Here is a 20,802-nt window from a genome sequence, read left to right as displayed (position 1 = left end):
ATCAGAGTTCACGTAGCCGCCATTATTGATCGAACTTATTTCGCGTTATTCCAAGGTGGAGATGCGGATGTTCCAGACCCAATTTCGAGAAAACCGTCAAAGGGGAAATCAGCAGTTACTGGTTGAACCTCTACACCTCGCGGTTTGTCACGAGGCTCGCCGATCGGTTGAGGACCACAGGTTTCAAAACAGACCCAAGCGCTACCAGCGCCTCCCACCATCATCAGAGTGACAGTGTAGTCCTTCGGCAAAAGGCTGGCTGTCGACGGCCAGCGTCCGCTGGGTACGATGATATCGGTTTTCTGGGCATGTAGCCCCCCCATCAAAGCAAGCACCAAGCCGTTCACCTTCGGCTCGATGGCAAGGAGGTTCTTCGCCATTTGTGCATTTCTATCGGCTGAACCGTTAGAGACGATCGGATCAATAGCGACGACGCGCGCGATCTTGTTTGCACGATAGAAGATTCGAAGGCGATCGAACATGTCGAACGTGGCTACGCTCGATCGACCATCCTTGCCCTTGGTCCGCCACATGGGCGCTTTAGCAAACGCCGCCCGAGAGGGGGCATTCCCGTTAGAATGTATGAAGGTGTCGATACTTAGCTGATTATCTACCGTCTGCTCCACCGCTACCGCGAGCGGACGGCGTTTTGTGGCTGCCGAGCAGATGAAATCTGTCATCGCTACTGGCATCTCTGCGGTGCCATGCATCTCGCCCAAAATTATCCACTTGGTGCGGGTTTGATCTGCAATCTCACCCGCGCCAGGCATCGGCGTGCAAGAACTCGCGGACGATGCCGCCATTACGATAAAGCCAAGAATGCTCATGGCTTATCGTGACAGGACAGAGGGTGGGCCGCAAGTCGGTTAGCTGCTTGTGCTGAAAACCGACTCCCACAAACGAACCGTCAGTGAGAAGGCACCGGCGTTCTCGGAATCGATGCAGACCGTGCGAAAACTCAGCGTCGACCTCAATGGGAGCATGTTGCTCGTAATATAGTATCGCTGATAACCGTTCCCACGCGCCGTAGTTACGCGCTTAACGGGCGTAGCGCGGTTATATTGCCGGGCTAGATTCCGTGTTAGAGTTTTCGCACGGTCTTGATGGTGTTACGGGAATGACCTGGTTTGTGTCGGAAGCGCAATGGCGCTTCTGAGTATTACGACACCGGTAAGCTGTTACCCAGAATTACCCCTGCTTACGCAGATAGAATGTAGAGGCATCGCCTCTGGTAGCTGCTTTCGAAGTAGCTTTCATGGTTTTACCATTATCGATTACAGTCATCGTAAGGGAGCTACCGATCACACCATTTATTGCGTCCGTCTCGATTATTGTGTTCGAGTTTGGCATTACCACAGCGGCAGTACCTCCGGCATCATCGCCTTTTATGCGAACAGGAGGGCCGTCAATTAAGGCGTCATACCCCACGCCCTGAGGAGTCCGGAAGCTGATGCGATTACCGTCAACATTCAAGATCCAATCGTGGGCGCCCTCGACAACGTTTATCTCTACCTGTTGCCACGTACCCGATATGGCGTGATCGTTGACGGGCTTACGGCCGATTCGGCGCTGCTTTAGCCTACTATGAACAGCAACCCTATCTGGATTGGCATAGTTAGTTACCTCCCAAGTCAGTGTATTCCCGTCGGGTGAGGCCGTATAAACGACGATATAAACCGTCCTACCACGTATTTTATCTACCTCACGAACAGAATGACTGTTGATGATGGTAACCTCCGCTTGATCGACGTATCCGTCCCCGGGAGTGGAATGAAATACTCCATCCGCCTTAATCCCGCGATCGCCTTTCTTTGAATCTCGACGAAAGAGGCCTTTGCCGAGTGAAATAACTGTTGGCAGAGCGTTCGTTTTGATAGTTGAAGCGTCAGGACGCCACCTGCCGTTGAAGACGCTATTAATTTTTAGCTGCGGCGTATCAGCATAATTTGCGAAATCATTCGTCGAGCGCTGTTCCTGAGTAGCCGTCGATGCACCCGGTTGGCACGCGGCGTTGACCAATATTAGGGTGGCAACGATCAAACATCTGAGGCTGCGAGAACTCATAGGGTTCACGATACGAGGTTCTGCCGACATAAGCTAGCTGGCTCGACTAACAGGTAATGGTTAGGCTATTTTTGGGGTGCGGGTTTGATCTGCAATCTCACCCGCGCCAGGCATCGGCGGGCAAGCACTCGCAGACGATGCCGCCATTGCTATAAAGGTAAGAATACTCATGGCTTTATCGTGACAGGACAGAGGGTGGGCCGCAAGTCAGGTAGCTGCTTGAGCTCAAAACAGATTCCTACAAACGAACGTGGAGCGGGAAGCCGGCGCCGCCAATCACGCTGATGGACGCCTGTGGGTTTCGCTTTCCCAAAATCTGTTCCCGTTTTAAGATTCCCGAAATCGCCAATTTCGATGGGAAAGCGGGAAAGATGCTGATTGGCTATGCGCGTGTTTCGACGACTGATCAGGACTTGGCGCTGCAAACCGACGCCCTGAACAAAGCGGGATGCGAAAAGCTGTTCACCGACAAGGCGAGCGGCGCGAAAGCTGATCGGCCGGGGCTGGTGGAGGCCCTGCGCTTCGCGCGTGCCGGCGACTGCATCGTAGTCTGAAAACTCGATCGCCTCGGCCGCTCGATCCAGGGCCTTATTGCGCTGGCTGCGGACCTGTCGGCACGGAAGATCGACTTCCGATCACTCACGGACGGTTTCGACACGTCCACAGCCTCGGGACGACTCCTCTTCCATATTCTCGCCTCCGTGGCCGAAATGGAGCGCGAGTTAATAAGGGAGCGGACGATCGCCGGTTTGGCTGCAGCTCGTAGGAAGGGTTCTATCGGCAGTGGCCGGAAACCGGTGCTGACGCCGGACAAGGTGGATACGGCACGCAAGCTGCTGGCGGCGGGAGACAAGCCCGCCAAGGTCGCGAGGGTGCTACAAGTCGGCCTATCGACCTTCTACCGTCACTTCCCGGCGAGTGAGAGGGCGGACGTAACAGATGCAGGCTGACTTTTATCTCTGACAGACCCTTGCCAATTTGCGTCGATATCTACAGCTGCATGAATGCTCAAATAGTCGTTCGAATACCCAAATCGTGGATTGCGGACACCGCGAACGCTGCTGTGGCTGAAATTCGGGCGCCGTCGTAAGTACTTGATCGACGTCAGTTGCGAACGTTAACCAGGAGTTGCGTTCGACCGCCTATTCGGGGAATGGGGTGAGAATGTCGGCAAAACCGGTTGACGCCTTTGGATCGACCTACTTGTCGACGCCGATTGGCGATAGCGCATCCGTCAGAGCATCAATGACCCGCCTGCCGCTGAGGTCGATGCCCTTTCGGTAGAATGCCCGTATCTGGGTGGGCTGCGGTTCCTCCCTCGTCATCAACCGTACGAGGCGACCGTCGCCAAGCGCAGCGGCGACGACGAAGTCAGGAAGCTGGGCAAGCCCGATGCCCGCGACGGCCGCCGCAGCTGCAGCGTCCATATCCGGCGTGATCATGGCCGTCTTGGCCATCGCCCGGGTTCGCTCGCCCAACTGCCACGTCGCCGCAGCCCCGTCGTCGACGACGACCGCGAAATGACCATCGAGGTGCTTTGCCTCCTCGGGTGTTCCGTGGGACGCGATATATGCCGGAGAGGCGCAGATGATCCGCCGCGACGAGAAGACATCGCGATACTCAAGGTCCGGCGTCACCTTGGCGGCTATGATGACGTCTGCTTCGCCCGCGTTGGCATGGTCTTGGGTCGCCGCGAAGCGAAGGAGTATCCGCTCGTTTTGGAGCTTGGGGTTCACGCGGGCTATCGCAGGAACCAGCACATGGCTGATCATTGCAGTGTCGGCGGAGATGGTCACGCTTCGACGTTCCGTTTGCGGAACTGCGAAGGAGTCGAGCTCCTCCAGCGAGGCGAGGACAAGCCGTGCCCGTCGTTCGTACTCGAGTCCAACCGCGGTCGCCTCGAAACGACGACTTGCACGTTCGATCAGGGAGACACCTAGTCGCTTTTCGAGATCGGACAGCCGGCGACTGACGGCCGACTTGGCAATGCCAAGCTCAGCGGCGGCGGCATTGACGCCGCCCGCTGACATCACGGTTATGAATGTGCGGAGATCTTCGAATTTATCGGCCACGGTTCGTCCGGTACGGCCAGCGGCATGCCGGCTTCAGCTGACAAATAGCATCTACACGTCGGAAGGTGCCAGCCACGTTAAAAAAAGCCGGACCGGATACGGGTGCGCTTGGTCCATCGGCTCCAACGATGGGCTTCACTATGAGCCGGAAGTCACGCCAGTCACGATGTGGCGAGCGAAAATCCTTTGTACCCGCCGCAACTATCCGGGGCGATCGGAACACGTTTGGCGGTAACGCGCGTCTGCTGCGTCGCCTTTTGCGCCAAAGGTTGGAAAATCGGGAACAAGCCAGTGTGCTTGCCGGCATTCAACAGCGCTTCGCGCAGAGGCCATGCGGGGGCACCGACCGAGGTATGGGTTTTTGACGGAAGAGTAGAGCGGCAAAAGCGAGGGCAGCGGCCCCGCGGCTCCGCCTGTACTGAAGACGAATGCAGAAGTCGTCTCGCGGATTAGATCGGTAGCCGGGTAAGCTACCGATCCCAACCGTCATTCGGCCTGTTCGAAGGTCGTTGCTAGCGCGTCGATGTCGAGCACGGTCATGAGCGCTCCGATCGGCGCCACGACGGGAGCCTTGCCGGGCTTGCGTGCCGCACGCGCGAGGACGGCCTTACGCGCGAGCTCGTAGCCGGACTCGTGGTAGTCGCCGACCATGTCCTTAAAGATCACGCGACCTTTGCAGTTGATCTTCACCACGGTGTGGAGCGCTGGAAAAAGAAGCACCGCCGGGCTTTGGCGGTCCCGCTTCCAAAGGCGGCCATCTGGAATCGCGAGCGCCTGCTTCAGGCCGTCCGTCATGACCGCGTGGAACCCGCAGGGGCCGTCGTGGGGGTTGGACGGATCGAAGGACGCGAAGATCATCTGATAGTTCTTGCGCAATCCAAATCTCGCCAGTTCGGTCTCGTCCGCATGCGATGGCGGTGGTCCGCCAAGAAAGATCGTGTCGACGTCGGCATGCCGACGACCGCGGCGCGGAGTCATTTCGTGGCACACGGCTACGGTCACGTCGTTGATGCCATGTGGGTCGAATGTGCTGCTCATGGTGGGTCCTTCGCTGCGCCCGCGGGCGCGAGGTTCTGATGAATGAAGTCTTCAAGAAGTTTTCCCCTTCCTGACGATCTTCGATCAACAATCTCCATGGTGATCACCAAGCGATAGACGCGTCGAAGCTCCCGCGAGGATCGCTCTCTGCAGTTGTCGAGCATGCGCGCGAATGATGAGGATCTCTACCGGACGCACCGGCCTTTCGGTCCGTGGAATCGTGAGGCATCGGCTGCGCGAAATGTCGGCTTGTCGGTCATCAACCGCGAGCTTGGGATTTTGCCGAACGGGCTGCGTCGCACTGTACGACGCCGGATGCATCTGACCGCTCGCGAAGGTCGGTGCGAGTACCGTGTTCAGCACGATGCGCTGACGGGATGGCGAAAATCCGGACCGCGATTTTGTCTGGCTCCCCAAAACACTGTCGAACACCTTCAGAGTATTCATCTCCACCGGTTGTCGAATAATTTCACGCGTGCGATGCTTCGGGCGGAGGTAGGCGAGGGGGCTGGCCGATCTCTGGAAGCGTCGGTTGGGGAAACGACAATGAGCAAGAACATCGTGATCTTCGCCGATGGAACCGGTCAGGCCGGCGGAGTTCGCCCTGATCAGAGGCTCAGCAACGTCTACAAGCTGTATCGCGCCTGCGGGACGGGGCCGGACAGCACCATCGATCCGGACCGACAGATCGCCTTCTACGATGCGGGCCTCGGTACCGATGACGACGCTGCGGGAGCGCCGACCCGTATGGTTCGGTCGTTGCGCAAGACACTCGCTTCGGTGACCGGCCGCGGCATCACGCGCAACATCACCGACTGCTACGAACACGTCCTCAACAACTACGAGCCGGGCGATCGCGTCTTCCTGTTCGGGTTCAGCCGCGGTGCCTACACCGCCCGCTGCATCGCGAACCTACTCGAACTCTGCGGCGTGCCGACGCTGGGGAAGGGCGGTGGTGCCCTTCCTCGCCACAAGCCGGAGACGCGGGAGATCGCCGACAAGGCGGTTAGGGAGGTCTACGAGCACGGCGCTGGTCGTCTCGCAGCGGATTTCGACGACGAACGCAACGAACTCGCGCGACGCTTTCGCGCACGATACGGCTCCAATGGTCCGGACGGATCGAATGTCCATCCGCGGTGACGTCACGGAGCCTGAAATGGGCTCCTGCTTCCTACACGAATGGGGCCTGACCATAGTTCTTCTCGCCAGGGGGCCAGCTCCGTCGCGCGTCTATGCAGGTGGCGGCGAGGTGCTATTTTCACGGTCACCGGCACTTCAGCCGGAATCCGATTTCCAAGCGACGCTCCAAATCGCGAGGCCCGCTAGCGCCAGGAGGCTACCAACCCAGCCGGTTGCCTCCCAGCCGAAGCCTGCGGTGATCGCGAGGCCACCGGCGAACGGGCCAAGCCCATTGGCGAAGTTGAACGCCGAATGGTTAAGCGCGGCGGCGAGTCCCTGGCCTTCTTTCGCCAGGTCCATCAACCGTGTCTGCAACACAGTGCCGAGACCGCCGCCGAGGCCGATCGCGAAGACCGCGAGGGTGATCGTCCAGAGCGATCCGGCGGCGAGCGAATACAGGCCGAGCATGACCGCGCTCCAGACAAGCAACGCGCCTGCGGTCGGCATGAGCGCGCGATCGGCGAACCGCGGCACGATCAGATTGCCGAGCGTCATGCCGAGGCCGAACACCGCGAGCACCAGCGGCACGATCACTTTCGACACGTGCGTGACGTCCAGCAGCGTCGACGCCAGATAGGTGTAGACCGAGAACAGCCCGCCATAGCCGATCGCGCCGATCGCCAGCGTTAGCCAGATCCGGCGATCGCGCAGTACACGCAGTTCGGCGAGCGGGCTTGCGGCGCGGTCGGGAACGTCGTGCGGCGCGACTAGCGCGATCGCCGCAGCAGTGACCGCGGCGATGATCGCAACGATCCCAAACCCCCAGCGCCATCCGAAGATCTGGCCCAGCGCGTTGGCGAGCGGCACGCCGACGATCGTCGCCACGGTCAGCCCGAGCATGACGCGCGCGACCGCCTGCGTACGTTTGCCGTGCGGGACGAGCGAGGCCGCAACCAGCGACGCGATCCCGAAATAGGCGCCGTGCGGCAGCCCGCTGACGAACCGGAACACGAGCATCGATCTATAATCCGGAGCGACCGCGCTGAGCCCGTTGCCGAGCGCGAACAGCAGCATCAATGCGATCAGCACGGTGCGTCGGCTGAAGCGGCTCGCGGCGACCGCGAGCAACGGTGCGCCGATCACGACGCCCAGCGCATAGGCGCTGATGACATGGCCCGCGGTGGGTTCGTCGACGCCGAGGCCCCCCGAGAAAAACGGCAACAGGCTCATGGTCGCATATTCGGTGGTGCCGATCGCGAACCCGCCCAGCGCCAGCGCGAGATGGACGAGACCGACCGGGAAGACGCGGACATGAGCAGAGGAGGGCGCAAACCCGGGGGCAGCAGAACGAGGCAAGGCGAGACTTTCTGTGGAGCGTCAGGTGGTGGTCGTGGCGGTCACGGTGCCGGCCAGGCCGAACGGGATCGCCCGGCCGCCGGTGTCGAACAGCACTTGCAGCACATGATCGCCCGTGCCGGCGGGCAGCGGGACGATCACGCGCGACGTCGCTGGATCGGCCTTGGTGTGGATCAGGCTGCCGTCGAGCCAGATCCGCGCAGGCCCCGCGACCGCGGCGAAGACGATCTCGCCTCCCGTCGCTGCGACCATGCGACGCGGGGTGAAGACGACGCGGAACAGGATGTAGCGCGAGCCGGTGCTGCCGGTCTCGGTCGATCCGGGCTTGAGCCAGGCCCAGCTGTTCATGTCGCCGTCGGCGATCGGACGGTCGAGATCGGGGAGCGTCGCCGACGGCGGTGCCTGGCGCCATTCGGTCAGGCTCTGGCGGCCATCTTGCTGTGCGACGATGGCGCGCGTGCGCGACACGACCGCGAGCGGAAGGCGCGCGATGGCTAGGTCATCGGCTTCGGCGGTCAGAACCAGTCGCGATCCGCCCGGCGCCTGCACCAGCACCTGCGCCAGGCCGTTGAACAGGAACCGCGCAGCGGTGCGTCCGCCGTTTGTTGGCAGGTCGCTTTCGTGGCTATTGGGATCACCGTTGCCGACGCCCAGGATCGTGCCGCCGTCGATGCGGAAGCGGACCGCGGTGTCCGCGACCGGCACTGCGCGGCCCTTCGCGTCGATCGCCTCGACCGTTACCGGCACCGTGTCGCGGCCGTCGCCGTCCAGGGCACCGCGATCGGGGGTCAGCCGCAGCGCGACGGCAGACCCCGCCGTCTCGATCCGTCGATGTACAACCGCTCGACCGCTGCGATATGCGATCGCCTCCAGCCGGCCCGGCGCATAGGGCAAGGTGATGCTCGCCATCGCGAACCGGTCGACCGGCTGATCCGCGACGACGCGGCCGTTGAGCCGCATCACGACGCGCTCGGCATTGGTAATCGCCATGATCGTGATCGGCTGGCCTTCGAGACCGGGCCAGGTCCAGTGCGGCGACAGTTCGAGGGCGGGTGCGTCGCTCCACAGCGCGCGGCGGATGTGGAACGCGCTTTTCGCAAATCCGCACAGGTCCATCGCGCCGAACGAAGCACCGACGCTCGGCCATTCGAACGGCGTCGGCTCGCCGCGATAGTCGAACCCGGTCCAGACGAACCCGCCCGCCATGAACGGGCGCGTCGCGATCGATTCCCAGGCGGCCCGGTGGCTCAACCCCCAGCCGGCATGCTCGCTGTCGTCATCGGCCAGCACGTGCGCGGCGCGGTCGGTGCGCAACGCGCCGCGCGTCATGTAGGCGGACGTGTCCTCCGAACTCAGCAGCGGCCGATCGGGATAGGTCGCGTGATAGCGATCATAATGCGCGGTGCCGTAGTTGAAGCCGACGACGTCGAGTTCGTCAGCGATATTGGGTTGGGCGAACATCGCGCCGTTCAGCGCGGCGGTGATCGGGCGCGTATCGTCGAGCGCGCGGACCACTGCCTTCATCCGCCCGATCATCGCGACGCCGACCGCGCTCGATTGCAGCGATTCCTCGTTGCACAGCGACCACAGGATGACGCTGGGATGATTGCGGTCGCGGCGGATCAGCCAGCCGAGCCGGTCGAGCGTGTCGTCGGCCGCGCTCAGTTCGCGGTGCTCGTCCATCACCATGATGCCGAGCCGGTCGGCCGCATCGAGCAGTTCGGCGGCGGGTGGATTGTGCGCGCACCGCAGCGCGTTGGCGCCCATCGCCTTGAGCCGCCGCAGCCGATAGTCCCACAGGCTGTCGGGTACCGCGACGCCGACGCCGGCATGGTCCTGATGCGCGCAGACGCCCTTGATCTTCAACGCCTGGCCATTGAGGAAAAAGCCGCGGGCGGGGTCGAACCGGAGTGTCCGGAAGCCGATCGCGGTGTCGACCGCGTCCTCGACTTGGCCATCGCCGATCACGCGCGTCGCCACCCTGTAGAGCGTCGGCGTCTCGGGCGACCAGGGGTGCGGGGTTGCGACCGGGATCGACATTTCCGCGACCGTCCGGCCGTTCGCGGCGATGGTCGCGGTCGTCTGTGCACGTGCGACCGGGCGGTCGTCAGAGTCGAACAGGATCGCTTCGACCGTCACACCAGCGTCGCTCGACAGCGTATTCGCGAGCGTCACGGTGACCGGCACCGACCAGCCTTCGCCATCGGTGCGCGGATCGGCATGGACGCCATCGGTGGCGATATGCACGGGCGCGCGCTTCACCAGCCAGGCATGGCGGTACAGGCCGGCACCCTCGTACCACCAGCCTTCGGTGGCGTTCGCATCGACCCGGATCGCGATCGTGTTGAAATCGTCGCCGAACAGCGCGAGCGGCCCGAGATCGATCGTGAAGCCGGTGAAGCCGCTGAAACTGCGATATGCGAGCGTACCGTTGATCCAGACCGTTGCATGCGTCGCGATACCGTCGAACTGCAGTTCGAGATGACGGCCACGATCACTTGCGTCGAGCGCGAAGGTGCGGCGATACCAGCCGACCCCGCGGCGGCGAAATCCCTGGTCGATGTTCTGCGCGGGCTCGAACGGCTGGCCGAGCGCCCAGTCGTGCGGAATTTTTACACGCGCCCAGTCGCTGTCGTCGTAATCGCTGGCGGCGGCGCCGGTCGCGTTGCCGGCCTTGGCGTTGGCATAGGCTGCCTCGTGATCGAAAATCGGCGGAAACGCGATGTCGCCTTCGTGGAAGCGCCAGCCCTGGTCGAGCGACAGACGCTGGCGGGGCGAGACAAGGGTGCGCTCCGCAACGGCGGGTAGCGATACGCCGGTAGCGGCAAACCCGCCGAGCGCTGCGGTACCGGCGAGCATGCCGCGTCTGGTGGGGGGGATCATGTGCGTGACAGCGGTGGTTCGGACCAGGAGGGGCGTCCGGTTTCGAGCCGGCCGGCAAGGCGGCGGCGGAAGGCGGGATCGGCGGGGTCGGTGACCAAGATATCGTACCAGCCGCCGGTTTTCGCGAGGGACAGCAGATGTGCCCGCCCGTTGCCGCGCCAGCCGCGATGCGCGTCGGTATGGCGCAGCGAAACCGCCTTCAGGCCGGATGGCACCGTCAGCGACAGCGTTTCGCGCGCCGGATCGAGCTGCCACGATACGGCCTTGTCGGTCCCTTGCCCGGCAAAGTGGCGATGGAAGCCGTTCGGGCCGAGCAGCCACAGATCATATCGGCCGTGATCGTCGAGCGGCCAGCGCGCCGCCACGCGGTCGCCAGGCGCGAGCGTGTAGCGCCGCGGGATTTGGTCGAGACGATGGCGATCGTAGACGTGGACGACGACCGGGGCGCCGCGGCAGGCGAGGTCGAGTGTGATGCCCATCGCGTCGATCTGCGCGATCGTCGCATCCAGATCATAGGGGAGCGCGCGGGAGGGCCGGATACCCGGTTCCTGTGGCGGGCGCGTACCGGCAGCCGGTGCGTGCGGTTCGGGCTGCCCCTTCAGGGCGGCGGCGCGTGTGGCGGTCGCGCGCGGGTCGGGCAGCGGGGCAGGGGCTGCGCCGTTTGCGCGGGTGAAGTCGAACGCCGAGGTCAGGTCGCCGCACACCGCGCGGCGCCACGCCGAGATGTTGGGCTCGGCCACCCCGAAGCGCGTTTCGAGGAAGCGGATCACCGAGGTGTGATCGAAGACCTGCGAATTGACCCAGCCGCCGCGGCTCCAGGGCGAGACGACGTAACATGGTACGCGCGGGCCCAGACCGTAAGGGCGGCCGCGACATTCGGGCGTATCGGCCTTGGCCTCGCCGGGGCTGGCGACATGATGATAGTCTGCGGCCGTGGCGATGCTCGACGCGCCCGCGAAACCACCGGGTGCGCTCGCGTCGGGCGAGGGCGGCGCGGGCGGCGGCACGTGATCGAAGAAGCCGTCATTCTCGTCGAACATCACGAACAGCGCGGTCCGCGCCCAGATTTTCGGATCGGCGGTCAGCGCTTCGAGCACCGCGGCGGTATAGGCGGCACCCTGCGCCGGGCTCGACGGGCCGGGATGCTCGGACCCGGCCGCATTCGCGATGATCCACGACACTTGCGGCAGCGTCCCGCCGACGACATCGGCGCGCAACTGGTCAAGCCCGTGCGTGGTCATCGCGCGGTCGTGCAGCGCCGAGCCGGGCGCGGCGCCACGATAGGCTGCGAACCCGGCCAGCGGGTTGTCGGTAAAATTGTCCGCCATGTCCTGATAGATCCGCCAGTCGATGCCGGCGGCCTGCAATCGCTCGGGATAGGTTGTCCAGCGATAGCCCTCGGGCCAGCCGCCATCGGCGGGCAGGCTGTCGTGCGAATTGCCGATCGCCGGGCCGCCGTGCGTGCCGGCGGGATCGTTGGTGCCGGTCCACAGCATGATGCGGTTGGTGTTGGTGCCGGTCTGGATCGCGGCGTGATAGGCGTCGCAGATCGTGAACGCCTCGGCGAGCGCGAACTGGAAGGGCAGGTCGGCGCGTGCGTAATGGCCGAGCGAGCGTTCGGTCTTGGCCGCGGGCCAGCGCGCCATCCGGCCGTGATCCCACGCCGCCTGCGCATCGGGCCAGGTGTGTGGCGTGCCCGCCATCCGCATAAGCGCGAAATGCTCCTCGGTCGACAGATGGAACGGCGCGACGTGGCGGCCGTCCGTCGTTTCCTGCGCCCAGATGTCGCGGTTTCCCGGCCCTGGAACGGGGAGCGGAATCGGTAGCGGATCGGCAAAGCCACGGACCCCGCGCAAGGTGCCGAAATAATGATCGAAGCCGCGATTCTCCTGCATCAGGATCACGACATGATCGACATCGGCGATCGTGCCAGTGCGGACATCGGCGGGGATCGCGAGCGCCCGCCCGATCGCGCTCGAGACGGTACCGGGCAGCACGCCCGTCGTGGCGGCGGCAAGTCCGGCGCCGATCAGTGTCCGGCGGGTGGGATGGTCGATCATCGTGGCTCCAGCATCGAGTCGAGCCCGGCGGGGGCCGGGCCTGCGCGGACCAGCGTCGGATAGCGCAGCCCGCCCGTCCACGCGATCGTGACGAGGCGCTGCATACCCAACTGGCGGACTGTGAGCGCGACCGGACGGCGCCTGCGGATCGCGGCCAGAAGCGCCGCGTCGCTATACGGTCGCGTGCCGACGCGGAGCAGCGTCGCGCCGGGGGCGAGGCCTGCCCGAAACGCCGGACCATCCCAGGCAACCTCGCGCACCGCGCCGCCGGATCCGATCGACAGGCCGATCGAATGGCGCAGGTCGATCACGCCGGCACGATGCTCGATCGAGCGCCAATAGAGTGGCGGCGCGGCGACGAAGGTGAGGCGGTAGCCGCCCCGTTCGATCCAGCCGAGCGGCGGTCGCCCCGGCTCCTCGACATGCGTGCGCAGGAACGCGTCCCAGTCATAGGGCATGACGGCACCGAGCGCGGCGACGACGTCGGCGCGGGCATAGGGTGAGGCGTGGTTCGGATCGCCATCCGCCGCGAAGAACGTCCTCGCGAAATCGTCGAGCGAGCGGCGGCCCGCGGTGCGGTCGCGGATCAACTGGTCCGCCTCCAGCCACACGAGCTTGCCCGCCTCGTAATAATCGGATGATCCCTGATAATCGGGCCAGCCGCGCGTATCCGCCATCACCACGTCGGCGGTGGTGTCGCCGATGCTGCGCCAGTCGAACGCGGGCGCGGTCGCGTAGAAGGCGGCGATCCTGGCCAGACCGTCGAGCGTGTCCTGCCGCGATACCAGTCCGCTGCGCGCCTGCAGGACATAGTCCCAGAACCGCGTCTGCCCTTCGTAGAGCCAGAGCAGATCGCCGTGCATCGGCTGTGCGTAATCGGTGGTCGTCAGGTCGGCGGGTCGCCGATATTTGCCGTTCCACGCATGCGTGAACTCATGCGCCAGCAGGTTGCGCCGTGCCGCCATCAGCGGCCACTGCGTGAAATAGCCCGCCGGGACGCCATTCTCCGACGAGCGACGATGTTCGAGGCCCTGGTTGTCCATCGTGTCCGACAGCCACAGCAGCAGATCGTAATGATCGAACGGCGGCCGGCCAAATATCTTGAGCGCTTGCGCCACCATCTGCCGGTGGAGCGCGATCTGCGTCGGAGTGGCGGCGAGTTGCTCGGGCCGGTCGGCGGCGATGTCGAGGCGGATGTCGGGCGCGAGCGTCTCCGACCGCATGTGGCGCGCGGCAAGCACGGGCGAGTCGACCAGCGTTGCGTAGCTGACCGCCGGATAGGCGACGCGGTCCCCCGACAGGCCCGGCGCGAGCGCGGTCGCGGACCGCCAGCCGGCGGGAAATACGGCGCTGGCCTGCACGCGAAGATCGCCGACCGCGCCCCCGGCGGGGTAAAGCGAGACGGTGTGCCACGACAAGACCGTCATCGCTGGCGTCATCGTTACGTCGCCCTGCGAAACGTCGGTCGGCGAGAGATAGTCGAAGCGGATGATGAGCGGCGTGGCGGCGCGCAGGTTGAGGTGGAAGCTGTACGGATCCTCCACGTCCCTCTGCCAGGACACCGTGCGGCCATCTTGGCTGAAATGCAGTCCCGCGATCCGCGCGATCGGTCCGGACGGGCGGTGCGTGCCCGGTATCCAGCGTGGATAACGCAGCGTCAGCGGCCCCGCCCGGTCGATCGGCAGCGTCTCGGTCACCGCGACGATGCCGTGCGCGACATCGGTCGCGTCGACCGCGAGCGTGATCGGGGGTGGATTGGCGGCGCCCATCAATGCAGGCACCAGCAACAGCGCGAGACGTTTCACGTTTTGCCTCGCGCGCTGACTACGACGGCGATTCCGACGATCGCCACGAAGCAGACGCATAGCAACGGGTTCGACCATGCCATCGTCGCGAACGCACCGGTCGCGAGGATGAGCGCGAGTGTCGGGGCGGCGGGGTAGAACGGCGCGCGATAGGGGCGGGCGAGCGCGGGTTCGCAGCGGCGCAGGTGGAACAGGCTGGCCATGCTGATGATATAGGTCGCGAGCGCGCCGAACGCGGAGACAATCACGAGGCTGGCGGTGAGAGACTGTCCGGCGAGCGAGAAGCGCGCATCCGCCATTATAGCGCCGATCCCGACGATCGCGCCCGCCAGCGTCGCGATATGCGGCGTCTGTAGCGTGGGGTGGATGCGGCCGAGGATCACGGGCAGGTAGCCGGCCCGCGCGAGCGCGAACATCTGCCGCGCATAGCCCATGATGATCCCGTGCAGCGACGCGACCAGCCCGAACAGCCCAAGCCAGACCAGCATGTGCAGCCAGCCGCTCGACCGGCCGACGACGCCGGCCATTGCCTGCGGCAAGGGATCGTTGAGGTTCGCCAACCGCGTCCAGTCGCCCGATCCGCCCGCTAGGATCATCACCCCGAAGGCGAGCAGCGTCAGCGTGCCGATTCCCGCTAGGTAGGCGACCGGGATGGTTCGCGCAGGATCGCGCGCTTCTTCGGCAGCGAGCGCGACGCCCTCGATCGCGAGGAAGAACCAGATTGCGAACGGCACCGCAGCGAGGATGCCGGGGACCGCGCCTGCGGTGAACGTGTCTGCGCCCGCCCATCCGCCACGCGTAAAATTCGTCCATTCGAACGCGGGGGCAACGACGCCCATGAACACCAGCAGTTCGAAGACCGCGAGTAATGTCACGACCAGCTCGAACGTCGCCGCGATCTTCACCCCGACGATGTTGAGCGCGACGAACACCGCAAACGCACAGCCGGCGAACAACTGTGGCGAGATGCCGGGAAACTGGACGTGAAGGTACGCGCCGATCGCCAGCGCGATCGCGGGCGGCGCGAACAGGAATTCGACCAAGGTGGCGAACCCCGCCACCGCGCCGCCGACCGGACCGAATGCCCGGTAGGCATAGGCGAACGGTCCGCCCGCTTGCGGGATCGCGACGGTCAGTTCGGTGAAGCTGAAGATGAAGGCGAGATACATCGCCGCCACCAGGCAGGTCGTGACGAGGAAACCGAGCGTCCCCGCCTGCGCCCAGCCATAGCTCCAGCCGAAATATTCGCCCGAAATGACCAACCCGACCGCAATCCCCCAGAGGTGGAACGCGGACAGCGTGCGCTTGAGCGTCGGGGGCGGGGTGGTGGTCACTGGGCGGTCACCCGATCAGCAATGCTGGCACGTCGGGTCGAGAAGGTCCGCGAGCAGAGCGCCGGTCGGATCCCATTCACCGATCGCAGGGTGGATCAGCAACGCTTTTCGCGCGGTCGGGCGCTCGCCGGTCAATGCCGCCTCGATCGCGGCGCGCTCGTACGCCTTGATGCCGTGGACGAGGCCGATCGCAGGATCGGGTAGCGGCGCGATCGGCAACGGCGTGATGCGGTCGCGTTCGATCCTCGAGGAGGTCTCGACGATGTCGCGATCGGGCAAGCCGGGTATAGCGCCGAGATTGCGCGTATTGACGACGATCGTCGCGGGCACCGCGCCGGTCAGGCCGCTCATCACGTCGATCGCGATCTTGTGATAGCCGCTGGCGACGCGGAACGGATCGATGTCGAAAGTCGAATCGGGGTGGAACGCCGAGCCGCCCTCGGCCTCGAGCTTCATGTACGAGCCCGAACGGCGGTTGAGATAGGCGGCATAGGCGGTGATCGCGCCGGCTCCGTCGTCGGCGCCGAGGCGATCACGTAACGTCGCGATCAGTTCGACGTTGAGTGCCTCGACCTCGGTGCCGCGGCTCGAGCCGTGCTTGCACTGGTTGGCGAGCGCGCGGCGGCGTTCGTAATAGAAGAAGAGATATTCGGTCGGGATCAGCCGCAACGCGCGGATCATCGCCTTGTCGAACACCGGCGCGGAATAGAGCTTATCGAGCACCGCATCGTCGTCGAGCACGCGGTCGAACACGTCCTCGCCGTGGAGGCGGATGCCGCGCACCCAGCCGAGATGGTTAAGCCCGACATAGTCGCATTCGACATCCGCCAGCGTCGCGCCCAGCGCATGCGCGATGTTGTGGAACAGCTCGGTCGGCGTGTCGCAGATGCCGACGATCTTGGCGTTGGTGTGGTTCGCGATCGCCTGCGTGATCAGGCCCGCCGGATTGGTGAAGTTGACGATCCATGCATCGGGGCTGAGCCGTTCAACCAGTCGTGCCTGCTCGATCGCGATCGGTACCGTGCGCATCGCCATTGCCGCGCCCGCCGGGCCGGTGGTTTCCTGCCCCGGATAGCCGTGCTCGATCGCCTTGCGTTCGTCCGCGGCGCGGCCGGTGATGCCGCCGACGCGGATGCTATTCATCACGAACGATGCGCCCTCGACCGCGTCCTCGATCGAGGATGCCTCGCGTACGACCAGGCTGCCGCCCTCCTGCTTGACGATCGCTCGGCCGAGCGACGCCATGATCGAGAGCCGGTCGGCATCGGGATCCCACAGCACCAACTCGCGCGCGCCGAGTGCCTCGGCCGCTTCGTTGACGCCGAACGTGACGAGGGGGGTGCGGACGCCGCCGCCACCGATCAACGTCAGTTTGCGGTCAGTAGGTACGGTCATGGGTGCTCCGGAGTTCGTGACGGTCGGGAATGGCGGCAAGCGCACCCGGTTTGCGGGTCGACAAGGCGCCGGTGATACAGCCGCGTTGCAGGCGGGCGGCGGCGTCGCCACCGTCGAGCAGCGCGTCGATGAAGCCCGCGTCGAACGCATCGCCCGCGCCGGTCGCGTCGACCGCGATAACCGACGGCGGCGTGATGCGGACGATTTGCCCAAACTCTATCGCCGCGGCACCGCGCACGCCGAGCTTGAGCATCGGATGACGAAGCGGCAGCAAGGCTGCGTGCGCGAAATAGGCGACGGGGTCGGGGCTGCCACAAAGCAGCTCCGCCTCCTTCTCGTTGGGCAGCAGGTGGTCGATCGCGGCAAGCGTCGGTCGGTTGGCCGGATCAGCGAGCCAGGCGGGCTGGTAACCCATGTCGAGCGAGGTGGTGATCCCTGCGGCGGCGAGCACCGGCAGCACCGCATCGGCGACGTCGCGCGGCAGGGGCATCGCGAAATGGACATGGCGCGCCTGTCGCAGCACCGCGAGCCCCACGCCGGCGCAGAGCGCGCCGACCCGATGGTTGACGCCGATATGCGTGAAGAACGAGCGGTCCTCCGCGGTCGATACGCTGATCGTCGTGCCCGTCGCGCCATCCCCGACGACCAGCCCGTCGGCGACGACTCCGTAGCGGGCGAGGCCGGTCGCGAACCAGTCGTGGTCGTCGGCACCGACGAGGCCGACCAGCGCGACGGTGCGGCCGAGCCTGGCGAGACCGCACGCGGTCGCTGCGGCCCCGCCGCCCATCGCGCGAACATAGGCGTCGGTGACGACCTCCTCGCCCGGCTTCGGCCAGGATGCGAAGCCGCTGAAGACGTGGTCGACATAGATCTCGCCGATGATGGCGACGTCGAACCTTGGCGTGGGTAGCGCGGTCATGCGAACGGCCAGCGCGCTTCGCGACGCGCGAGCGCGAGGAAGACGAGCACGCCGAGCGCCATCATGCCAAACGCGGCGGCGACGTGGACCGGGCGGCTGGTGCCGACGATGAACAGCCAGCCGACCAGCGTGACGACGATCGGCAGCGGATAGAGCGGCATGCGGAAGATGCTTTTCGCATCGGCGCGCTTCTGGCGGCGCAACGCGACCACCGCGAAGCATTGCGCAGTGTATTGGAACAGGATCTGGACGATGATCAGCACCGCGATGAGGTTTTCGAGCGATACGACCGAGGCGACCGCGGAGGCGACCCCCATGAACAGCAGCGACACCGCGGGGAAGCCACCCTTGGAATGCAGTTTGGCGAACGGCGCGAAGAACTCGCCTTCGGCTGCCGCCGCATAGGGGACGCGCGAATAGCCGAGCAGCATGACCAGCGCCGAGCCCCAGCTGGCGATCAGGATCAGGATCGCGACGGTGATGCCGCCGATCGGGCCATAGATCGCGCTCATGAAATCGGCGACCACCGCCTGGCTTTTCATCGCCTGCTGCCACGGCAGCACGCCGAGGATCGCAAGGTTTAGCCCGACATAGAGCAGCGCGACGAGCGGGATCGACACCAGGATCGCAAGCGGGATGAGCTTGCGTGGTTCGCGTACCTCGCCGCCCAGCATGCAGACATTGTTGTAGCCGCCATAATCATAGACGCCGATCAGCGTCGCGGCGCCAAGCCCCATCCAGAAGCCGTGCGACAGCGTGAACGCGCCGGCTGGAAAGTCGAACGCGCGCGCGGTACTGAAGCTCGGTACGCCGCTCAGGATGATCCACAGGCACGCGCCGATCACGATGACGCTGATCGCCACCGAGAGCCGCTGGATCGAGCCGACGTCGCGGTAAAGGAGCATTGTGTTGAGCAGGCACAGCCCTACCGCGAGCGCGGCGAGGCTCCAGCCGTTCAGCGACGGCCACAGGAAGGTTGCGTAATGTGCGAAGCCGACGGTTCCGGACGCGATCGACATCGGTCCGATCAACAGCGTCTGCCAGAGATAGAGGAAGCCGAACAACCGACCGAGCTTGGCCGATCCGAACGCCTCGCGCAGGTAATGGAACGGTCCGCCCGAGCGTGGCAGTGTCGCGCCGAGTTCGGCCCAGACGAACCCGTCGCACAGGCACAGCAGCGCGCCGAGCAGCCAGCCGAGCAACGCCTGCGGTCCGCCCATCGCGGCAAGCGCAAGCGGGATCGTGATGAAAGGTCCGATCCCGATCATGTTGAGCAGGTTGGCCGACAGCGCACCGGAAAAGCCGATCAGACGGGCGGGCTCGCCTGATGGTAGGGCGTTGCGGTATGTCGGTCCGGCCGCGGTACGCGGGCCGAACCCGGTCGGTAGCGCGGCCGTCATCGTGACAGTGTCCGGTCGTCAGCCATCGCGTTGCCCCTCAGCCCGTGTCTTCATAATAGACAGATATTACCGTATGTTTGTCAATATGGAATTTTCATTCCATGCTGACGGATTGTAATCGTATCGCTGGTTCGTATGATCGCTGACCATAGGAGAATGGAATGAGCGATATGCCAGGTCCGGCGCCTGCGACGGCGACCGAACTGCGTGATACGATCCTCGCGCGGTACGATGGTTTCAGCAAGCGGTTGCAGCATGTGGCGCGCTATGTGCTCGATCATCCCGACGACATGGCGCTGCAGACGCTGACGGTGATCGCGGAACGTTCGGGTACGCAGCCCTCGGCGATCGTGCGCTTCGCCAAGTCGCTCGGCTATACCGGCGCGGGACCGATGCAACGGCTATTGCGCGACAGCCTGCTCGCGAACAACGCCTCGCTCGGGTATGGCGAGCGGGTGCATCAGTTCACCGCGACGGTCGATCATTCGGTGTCCGCGCGCGGCGTCGGCGCGCTGATCGACGAGTTTACCGAAGGCGATATCCGCGCGCTCCAGAATACCCGCGCGACGATCGGGCAGGAAGGGCTGGCCGATGCGGTCGCGCTAATCCGCAAGGCGCAGATCGTTCATATTGTCGGCATGCGCCGCGCGTTTCCGGTCGCGACCTATCTCGCTTATGCGATCCCGCAGGCTGGCAAGCCGACCGTCCTGATCGACGGTGTTGGCGGTTTGGCGCTGCAGCAGTTTCGCGCGATCTCCGCAAAAGATCTGGTCATCGCGATCAGCTATCATTCCTACGCTCCGGAAACGATCAGCGCGGTCGAGGCGGCGTCGATCGCCGGCGCGAAAATTCTCGCGATCTCCGACAGTCTCGCTAGCCCGATCGCCAAGCTGGCGACTCAAACGATGGTAGTCCGCGAGTCGGAGGTGCGCGGGTTCCGTTCGCTATCGGCATCGTTGTGCGTCGCGCAGGCACTGGTCGTCGGCCTCGCCTACGAACAGGAGCGCGGCGCGTTGCGGCGGGGGCGTGGCAAAACTTCGGTCGCGGCGGATGCCTCCTAAGGAGGATAGCCCGCGGATCCCCAATAGTCCCCTGTAGAGGTGGCTGGCGCTTGCCGAACGGAGGGGGCGGACATGAAACAGAAGTGATCGCTTGCTTCCCCCTCCCGCGCCTACAGCGCTCCCCCCCCAATGGGGGAGGGCCGAGACAGGGAGTTCAACCGCCAAAGGCTGTTGATCTACAGCAACCCAGAGTCGCAATTTAATACCATGAAATAGAAAATCCTGTTCAATTTTATATCATTGAGAAAAATCATATTGACATAAAAGTGACATTGGCATTCTTTGCCGTTCAAGAA

General features: G+C 64.5%; 14 protein-coding genes and 1 pseudogene. 3 read left to right on the top strand and 12 right to left on the bottom strand.

Annotated features, from left to right (window positions below; all coding sequences use genetic code 11):
• Positions 1–35: 35 nt before the first annotated feature.
• Both C8J46_RS17885 and C8J46_RS17880 read right to left on the bottom strand, forming a co-directional pair.
• A complete protein-coding gene (locus C8J46_RS17885; RefSeq protein ID WP_132741956.1) occupies positions 36–827 on the bottom strand; it encodes a hypothetical protein in 792 nt (263 codons plus the stop codon).
• 361 nt (positions 828–1,188) lie between these two features.
• Positions 1,189–2,040 carry a hypothetical protein gene (locus C8J46_RS17880; RefSeq protein WP_132741954.1) on the bottom strand — a complete coding sequence of 284 codons (852 nt, stop codon included), beginning with the start codon at positions 2,038–2,040 and terminating at the stop codon, positions 1,189–1,191.
• Between the two features lie 395 nt (positions 2,041–2,435).
• Between C8J46_RS17880 and C8J46_RS17875 the strand changes: the two are divergent.
• Positions 2,436–3,014 (top strand): annotated as a pseudogene (locus tag C8J46_RS17875) (recombinase family protein).
• Positions 3,015–3,263: 249 nt separating this feature from the next.
• Here the strand turns inward: C8J46_RS17875 and C8J46_RS17870 are convergent.
• Both C8J46_RS17870 and C8J46_RS17865 read right to left on the bottom strand, forming a co-directional pair.
• The gene (locus C8J46_RS17870) at positions 3,264–4,136 is read right to left on the bottom strand and encodes a LysR family transcriptional regulator (protein ID WP_132741952.1); all 873 of its coding nucleotides are present in this window, start codon (positions 4,134–4,136) and stop codon (positions 3,264–3,266) included.
• 486 nt (positions 4,137–4,622) lie between these two features.
• Complete coding sequence (locus C8J46_RS17865) at positions 4,623–5,174, bottom strand: hypothetical protein (protein ID WP_132741950.1); 552 nt, start codon at positions 5,172–5,174, stop codon at positions 4,623–4,625.
• Between the two features lie 546 nt (positions 5,175–5,720).
• On the opposite strand from C8J46_RS17865, the gene C8J46_RS17860 reads away from it, so the two are divergent.
• Positions 5,721–6,314 carry a DUF2235 domain-containing protein gene (locus C8J46_RS17860; protein ID WP_132741948.1) on the top strand — a complete coding sequence of 198 codons (594 nt, stop codon included), beginning with the start codon at positions 5,721–5,723 and terminating at the stop codon, positions 6,312–6,314.
• 135 nt (positions 6,315–6,449) lie between these two features.
• On the opposite strand, the gene C8J46_RS17855 is transcribed toward C8J46_RS17860, so the two are convergent.
• From C8J46_RS17855 to C8J46_RS17820, 8 genes are all read right to left on the bottom strand, one after another.
• Entirely contained in the window at positions 6,450–7,562 is a 1,113-nt protein-coding gene (locus tag C8J46_RS17855) for an MFS transporter (protein ID WP_279388910.1), read from the bottom strand.
• 108 nt (positions 7,563–7,670) lie between these two features.
• Positions 7,671–10,532 carry a beta-galactosidase GalA gene (gene galA, locus C8J46_RS17850; RefSeq protein WP_132741946.1) on the bottom strand — a complete coding sequence of 954 codons (2,862 nt, stop codon included), beginning with the start codon at positions 10,530–10,532 and terminating at the stop codon, positions 7,671–7,673.
• Positions 10,529–12,592 carry a phospholipase C, phosphocholine-specific gene (locus tag C8J46_RS17845; protein ID WP_132741944.1) on the bottom strand — a complete coding sequence of 688 codons (2,064 nt, stop codon included), beginning with the start codon at positions 12,590–12,592 and terminating at the stop codon, positions 10,529–10,531. The genes galA and C8J46_RS17845 overlap by 4 nt, the downstream gene beginning before the upstream one ends.
• Entirely contained in the window at positions 12,589–14,397 is a 1,809-nt protein-coding gene (locus C8J46_RS17840) for a M61 family metallopeptidase (RefSeq protein WP_165886627.1), read from the bottom strand. The genes C8J46_RS17845 and C8J46_RS17840 overlap by 4 nt, the downstream gene beginning before the upstream one ends.
• A complete protein-coding gene (eat, locus tag C8J46_RS17835) occupies positions 14,394–15,731 on the bottom strand; it encodes an ethanolamine permease (RefSeq protein ID WP_132741940.1) in 1,338 nt (445 codons plus the stop codon). Before eat ends, C8J46_RS17840 begins: the two co-directional genes overlap by 4 nt.
• Before the next feature lie 15 nt (positions 15,732–15,746).
• Positions 15,747–17,126 (bottom strand): 6-phospho-beta-glucosidase, encoded by a 1,380-nt coding sequence (locus C8J46_RS17830; protein WP_132741938.1) that lies wholly within the window; start codon positions 17,124–17,126, stop codon positions 15,747–15,749.
• Entirely contained in the window at positions 17,110–18,045 is a 936-nt protein-coding gene (locus C8J46_RS17825; RefSeq protein WP_132741936.1) for a carbohydrate kinase family protein, read from the bottom strand. Before C8J46_RS17825 ends, C8J46_RS17830 begins: the two co-directional genes overlap by 17 nt.
• Entirely contained in the window at positions 18,042–19,445 is a 1,404-nt protein-coding gene (locus C8J46_RS17820) for an amino acid permease (RefSeq protein WP_132741934.1), read from the bottom strand. The genes C8J46_RS17825 and C8J46_RS17820 overlap by 4 nt, the downstream gene beginning before the upstream one ends.
• Positions 19,446–19,606: 161 nt before the next feature.
• Between C8J46_RS17820 and C8J46_RS17815 the strand changes: the two genes are divergently transcribed.
• On the top strand, positions 19,607–20,506 hold the full coding sequence (locus C8J46_RS17815; protein WP_132741932.1) for a MurR/RpiR family transcriptional regulator: 900 nt from the start codon (positions 19,607–19,609) through the stop codon (positions 20,504–20,506).
• The last annotated feature ends 296 nt before the right edge of the window (positions 20,507–20,802 follow it).

The sequence above is a fragment of the Sphingomonas sp. PP-F2F-A104-K0414 genome, from assembly GCF_004340945.1.
Lineage (GTDB): Bacteria > Pseudomonadota > Alphaproteobacteria > Sphingomonadales > Sphingomonadaceae > Sphingomonas.
The sequence above is the reverse complement of the archived record's forward strand: the minus strand, read 5'-3'. Positions and strand labels throughout refer to the sequence as shown.

What these genes read in the sequence shown, in the direction of transcription:
- galA (WP_132741946.1), bottom strand. Translation starts at nt 10,532, where the DNA reads ATGATCCCCCCCACCAGACGCGGCATGCTCGCCGGTACCGCAGCGCTC.
- C8J46_RS17830 (WP_132741938.1), bottom strand. Translation starts at nt 17,126, where the DNA reads ATGACCGTACCTACTGACCGCAAACTGACGTTGATCGGTGGCGGCGGC.
- C8J46_RS17865 (WP_132741950.1), bottom strand. Translation starts at nt 5,174, where the DNA reads ATGAGCAGCACATTCGACCCACATGGCATCAACGACGTGACCGTAGCC.
- C8J46_RS17815 (WP_132741932.1), top strand. Translation starts at nt 19,607, where the DNA reads ATGAGCGATATGCCAGGTCCGGCGCCTGCGACGGCGACCGAACTGCGT.
- C8J46_RS17860 (WP_132741948.1), top strand. Translation starts at nt 5,721, where the DNA reads ATGAGCAAGAACATCGTGATCTTCGCCGATGGAACCGGTCAGGCCGGC.
- C8J46_RS17885 (WP_132741956.1), bottom strand. Translation starts at nt 827, where the DNA reads ATGAGCATTCTTGGCTTTATCGTAATGGCGGCATCGTCCGCGAGTTCT.
- C8J46_RS17820 (WP_132741934.1), bottom strand. Translation starts at nt 19,445, where the DNA reads ATGACGGCCGCGCTACCGACCGGGTTCGGCCCGCGTACCGCGGCCGGA.
- C8J46_RS17825 (WP_132741936.1), bottom strand. Translation starts at nt 18,045, where the DNA reads ATGACCGCGCTACCCACGCCAAGGTTCGACGTCGCCATCATCGGCGAG.
- C8J46_RS17845 (WP_132741944.1), bottom strand. Translation starts at nt 12,592, where the DNA reads ATGATCGACCATCCCACCCGCCGGACACTGATCGGCGCCGGACTTGCC.